Annotated in this window: 4 protein-coding genes and 1 pseudogene; all 5 read right to left on the reverse strand. The window is 38.6% G+C overall.

Annotation, left to right across the window (positions count from 1 at the left end):
* Positions 1 to 569 precede the first annotated feature (569 nt).
* The gene (locus HMPREF0106_RS00550; protein ID WP_009041259.1) at positions 570 to 2054 is read right to left on the reverse strand and encodes an FRG domain-containing protein; all 1485 of its coding nucleotides are present in this window, start codon (positions 2052 to 2054) and stop codon (positions 570 to 572) included.
* A gap of 227 nt (positions 2055 to 2281) precedes the next feature.
* Positions 2282 to 2938, reverse strand: coding sequence for a pentapeptide repeat-containing protein (locus HMPREF0106_RS00545; protein WP_009041260.1), 657 nt, complete (start codon positions 2936 to 2938; stop codon positions 2282 to 2284).
* Positions 2939 to 3354: 416 nt separating this feature from the next.
* Positions 3355 to 3541: pseudogene (locus HMPREF0106_RS28510) on the reverse strand (RHS repeat-associated core domain-containing protein); the annotation flags it as partial.
* 151 nt (positions 3542 to 3692) lie between these two features.
* Positions 3693 to 4304 carry a hypothetical protein gene (locus HMPREF0106_RS00535; RefSeq protein ID WP_009041262.1) on the reverse strand — a complete coding sequence of 204 codons (612 nt, stop codon included), beginning with the start codon at positions 4302 to 4304 and terminating at the stop codon, positions 3693 to 3695.
* On the reverse strand, positions 4304 to 5569 hold the full coding sequence (locus tag HMPREF0106_RS00530) for an RHS repeat-associated core domain-containing protein (protein ID WP_032851674.1): 1266 nt from the start codon (positions 5567 to 5569) through the stop codon (positions 4304 to 4306). Before HMPREF0106_RS00530 ends, HMPREF0106_RS00535 begins: the two co-directional genes overlap by 1 nt.
* Positions 5570 to 5682: the final 113 nt, after the last annotated feature.

A 5682-nucleotide genomic window follows, 5' to 3' on the forward strand; every position in this document is an offset into this window, starting at 1 on the left:
AAGTGTCTGGTCGATAATAGGTGAAAGCATGGAGTCAAATTGCTCCATGATTAGAAAAAATTCCTCCAAAAGGTGTGAGTTTTTCAGATTTTATTTGTACCTTTGCCATGTCTTGTTACGATTTACGCTTGTTTTGAATTGCAACACTAAGATAAGTGAAAAATCTGACATGGCAAAATCCTGAGCAACTTTTTGTTGCTCAGGAACTTATAAATAAAGTTAAATTATAGTGTTGCGGAATTAAGGATTATTTATTATAAAACCAAGACATTTCGCCTTGGTTAAAGCAGTCAGACCGCTTTCAAGACAAGAAGGAGGATATCATATTTCGCAAATATAGAATTTTCCTTTGAACATAACAAACAATCAATTAAATTTATTAACCAGTAAAATAGAAGAAACTCTATTTACAGGCTATCCTCCCTTCTAAGTATTATTTATACAAAGTAGAGAAATGCTTGCAAGTTCAAGATATACCACGAGATTAAGACTTGATGTAATTTTTTCAAGTTGAGAGCCGAGCTATCCGTGTAATAGCTCGGCTTGTTTTTTTTAAAATAAGGGAAAGGTTACTTAGGTAGATGATATTTGTCCTTTATATGCTCGGCCACGTGTTCGACTTCTGGGAACAACGTTGATTTGTCTATGCCGAGAGCTTCAAGCTGCTTCCTGATTTTCTGTTTCTGCGCTTTATTGATGATGTACACTTTGTAGCTGAAGTTGAGTGATGCTGGTTGGCTTTTATTGCCATTGATACCATAAAGGAAAAATGCCCCGGACTGCCGGATTATGCGAGGATTGTCAAACATAGGTTTCACGCAAAAGACTCTTTCAATATCCTTTGAGTCAATCACATTTTGGAAATGAGGTTTCTCGTACTTAATTTCATGCAGAAGATATTGGATTTCCTCTTCGGAGTTGAACTCATACCTATCCAGTTCTCTCAAATCTTCGATACTGAAATCTATTGGGCGTTTGGCGATATTAGAAACAACACTGACAGCATCACTGTCGAAATATTTAATATCTGATGTTTGAACTTCGAATCGGAACAGTTTACCATCAACGGCATCATTCTCGCACGCAAAATACAGAGCTACCAAAGGATTTGTAGTAATATCCAAGAGGCGTGTCGGCAAGGAGTAATGCTGCATCTTGACCAACTTCTCAAAGGTAGATGTACACCCTTTGAAATCAGCCGGACTTTGAGCGATAATATCTCTGAAAATTCTATTTTCATTTTGGATTAAGAATTTCTCTCGATAGATGGAGGGAATCAATCCAAAACTCTTATCTGACTGTCCTCGATAAAAGATATGGTAATCCATATCGTCCTCTAATTCATCTTCAAGTTTCTCGAATAGAGTCCGGATGCTACCAATACTTGATGAATCACTCTCCGGTGTATAATTATATGCCTCGTATGAAATCTCCCACGGACGTTTTCCAAGAGTCTTGACTATTTTTTCTGACAACTCATTATATGATGCAAAACTATCATAAGTGTAGCCCAGTTTTTTACTTCTTAGATACGATGAAGTGTTGGAGTCCAAAGGAACATATCTTTCTGGATTAGCGTAGAACAGAACAATACTGAGCTTTCCCTTTCCGACACTTTTAATGTTCAATGCCGTTTGAAAAAGCCGTTCATCTACTTTCCCTTCTTTTACCTGTCCGAACAATTCCCATAATACATTTATATCATTGTTGCCCCTGATTGTCTTCCATGGGAATAGATGCACTTTCATGGGATGTGTGGTCGGGATACCTGATACATCTGTTGGTTCTGGACACCTAAAATTTAGCCTGCGCCTTAAATCCTGTAAGATTTCGACCCTTTTTTCATCGGAGTGAAACTTGTTGAGATACGCCAAGAATGTGAATGGGTCTATTTCTTGCAGTGTGATCTCTTTACCTTTTTCTGTACCATCGCGAAAACCGGTAATACCTATATCTTTTAGTATAGATATAAGTTCCGGCTGGTTATTCTGTTTTCCAAGTAGCCAATCGGATAATTCTTTATAGAATGGTATCCATGTAAATTTTTTACTCATTTTTTATAGGTATAATAGACAATATATCAAATAAGGTTTTAGATGTATTAATTTCAATAACCCTGTTCCTTATTCTATATAAACTTTAATAAATGTAACGTATCATTCAATTCCAAAAATCGGTTGAACTTCTTTTGATATTCAATTCGTCAATCTTCTCATTTATCGTTAATTGTGCTACCATAGTGATATGACTGTCAGCGAGTAACATGATTCTGTTAATTATATTATCTTTTTAAATCTGTATTCTCTTTTTTGGGAATAACATACCTATCTTTTGACCCTGTACTTAAATGCTTCAGATCATTTAAGTCTGCGATATACAATAACTCATTAAATGTTTTTCCAACAGGTGGTATGCATGTTGACAAATCACAGTCTTCAAATCCAACGTAATCACCGAATATTGATTTGGAAAAATCAACATAATCTAAGGGCTTTATTTCTTTTTTAATTTTGTGATACATTCCATTGAATGTTACATCTTCTAATTTCCCAATAAATTTGCATTTTAAGAATGAAGCATCGTTAAAATTTATATTTTTCAATTTGCATTTTTCAAAAATACAATCTTCAAAAACAGGAAACCAAAAATGTTGACCTCTAAAATCACATCTAATAAACTGACATTTTTTTAATATACCACCATCTGCTCCGATAGGAACATTTCTTAAATCAATATCTTTAAATTCACAATTAATAAAATTGCAATTCCATAAGCCGATATGATTAGTATTACATTTATAGAACAAGCAATTTTTAAATGTTACTTTCTCAAATGAAGTATTTTCAAAGTTTGTTTCTGTAAAATTATAATACTCAAAGAGTACATTTTCATATTTAGTATACTCTGCCCATGAATAATTTATATATTTTGTATCCATAATTCTTTTTATGTAGTTGTTTTACCAAAATATTCCTGTACCATCACCATATTTACCATCATATTTAGTTTGATGTGTACCTCTATTCCAATCAGTCTCAGTTGTTAAATCCCAATATTCGTCTTTGCTATATACATCTGGACCAAATTTACCTCTGGGAGTTGTTCGAACACCAGCTTCCTTTAGCATTCTATCAGCTTCTACTTTTCTTTTAAATAAAGTATCCACTTGAGTTCCCATATACATTTTCTCCTTTTTTCCTGCCATCATTTCATGATAAGCTTTGATTTTAGGATTTGTACTTGCAGCAGCTCTATCTAAAGATCTTTGTATTGATGCTGTTTGTTTCTTGCTTAATTTTGCTTCTTTTATAGCTTCATTTGCTAATTCATTAAGCCTTTGCGTTATCTTACAATCCGATAGTCCCCAAAAGTCAATCCAGGCGTTTACGTCCTCGACATATCCATAGAGTGTCGGGTTATTTCCCGCCAATCCAATCGGGTCTGAAGAAATGTACATCCCCATATCTGGTGAGTAGTACCTGAACCTATTGTAATGCAATCCCATTTCTTCATCCTCATACTGTCCTTGATGCCTGAGTGGGCAGAAGTACTACAATAGCTCCAAACGTATGGTAGGTGTTCGGGGAATCACCGAACACCTACGCACTATGAATGTCTTACATATTTACCTATAGACGGAACTTCCTTGTTCTGAACGTGCATTTCATAACTTCAAAATTTATACAATACATTTAAATGCTATAAATAATTTTACTATATCCATTAGTGTAAGACTGCTCAATTGTGCTTAATTCCCCATCATTGTACTTAAATAGAAAGTCGCATTCAATAAATTGATTAGATGTGTGCTCTTTTGCTTTTCTATGTACATTGAGTATCTCATCTGAAGAGTTACAAAAATAAGTGTCAATTCTATAGCCATACTTCCCAAAATTATATAACGCATCAATAAGTTCGGTTTTAGATAGAACTACCATTGTAATATTTTGCAACAGAGGAATTCCTCCAACATACTTATATATAGTAATTTTAGAGTCGATATAACTGACAAAAGAATAGTTACATATTTCTGGCGTTATATGTTCTATTACTAAAATAATCCTTCCATCATTGTCAAAACCATATTCCATTATTTTGTTTATCTTAGCGGGTTTGTTTTTGAGGAGTCTTCCTTTACGGAAGCCGTCTATTTCGTTCTCAAATGGGTATATATTATAATACCAACCTTTAGAATATACTGTCCGTTTTACACGTTCAATGTATTCGTTAAATAGAAACCCAAAGGATTTCTCATAATCTTGAAAATCCTTTTCTAATTGTTGTATTTTTATGTTTTCTTTCATTAGAATCTTATACTTTTTAATTTTTGTCTAAATTCTTCTTCACTTTTAGTCGGACTTAAGATATCATAAATAGATTGTTTATATTGTTCTGTATGAACTCTACTATGAGCTATTTCATCAATGGCAAATTGCTCTTTAACGGAAGAACTTCGTGGCAAAAAGATACCATTATCAGCATCATTTATATCTATACCAAATGCTTCCATTTTACCTCTAAGACTAACCATCCTCCAATCATTTGAATTAGACAGAACTATATGGTGTGCTGCATTGGGATAAGGTGGCTCTACTTTTCCAGCGGCGATCATGTTAGCTCGTAATTTTTGTGCGTCCTTAGAGCAATCCAGTCCCCACGGATCCATCCACGTATTCACATCCTGCACATACCCATAGAGTGTCGGGTTGTTACCCGCCAGCCCAATGGGGTCAGAAGAAATATACATCCCCATATCCGGCGAGTAGTACCTGAACCTGTTGTAATACAGTCCCGTTTCTCCATCCTCGTACTGTCCTTGATAGCGGAACGGCACGAGCGTTCGGTCCCCATGACATTCCGCCACCCTGCCGTACACATCCAGCAGCATCTCCCAGACAAGCTCTCCCTTGCTGTCGTATGCCTGCGTCGGCGTACCGAGGTAGTCATGCACTATCGTGTAGCGTTCCCCGTCCGTGACCTTCGCCACAGGCGTGAACGATGTTCCGTCATACACCCATGTCACAAGGTTGTCCGGCTTTTCCATGCCGTCGTATTCCTCGCGCCCGGTCTCGTCCGTGACGAGCTTCGGCCTGTCGGCTTCCTCAATGTCCCATTCATGCAGCACCACGTTGCCGTCCCAGCCGAAACGGTGCACACTGTTGCCCGTCCTCTTTGACACCCGTCTGCCGAGGGCGTCATAGCCGAACGTGACCGTCCTTCCGTCGGGAGTCCTCACCCCGGCAAGCATACCGTTGGCCTGCCACTCGTAGCAGGTGTCGCCCGGCTGCCAGCAGGCGAACGGAGTGGTTTCCTTGCTGCCGTTATCGGTATCCACATCGTCCGCAGAGAACAGCATACCGAGCCATCCTTTCTTTCCGGTATGCCCGTTTTCCGGAACGGACACATCCCTGCGGCTCTTGTGTACGAGGTTGCCCTCGCAGTCATAGCGGTAATGGTACTCTCCGTCCCACAGCAGACGTCCGCCACGGTCATACTCGCGTCCCTTGCATCCGTCCTCCCGGTACAGGTTGCCCACCTTGTCGGGGGCACGGAAGACGCTCTCGTGCATGGAGTAGTCGCCCCTGACGAGGTTGCACATCGAGTCGTAGTCGAAGATGACCGGCTCCGGTGACAGGTTGCCGCGCATCGACATCAGCCTCGCGCCCACGTCCCAGCGGTAGC

Origin of the sequence: Bacteroides sp. D22 (assembly GCF_000163675.1) — a bacterium.
GTDB lineage: Bacteria > Bacteroidota > Bacteroidia > Bacteroidales > Bacteroidaceae > Bacteroides > Bacteroides xylanisolvens.

Excerpts from the sequence above, each read along its gene's own strand:
- HMPREF0106_RS00550 (WP_009041259.1), bottom strand. The coding sequence starts at position 2,054 with ATGAGTAAAAAATTTACATGGATACCATTCTATAAAGAATTATCCGAT.
- HMPREF0106_RS00530 (WP_032851674.1), bottom strand. The coding sequence starts at position 5,569 with ATGCACGAGAGCGTCTTCCGTGCCCCCGACAAGGTGGGCAACCTGTAC.
- HMPREF0106_RS00535 (WP_009041262.1), bottom strand. The coding sequence starts at position 4,304 with ATGAAAGAAAACATAAAAATACAACAATTAGAAAAGGATTTTCAAGAT.
- HMPREF0106_RS00545 (WP_009041260.1), bottom strand. The coding sequence starts at position 2,938 with ATGGATACAAAATATATAAATTATTCATGGGCAGAGTATACTAAATAT.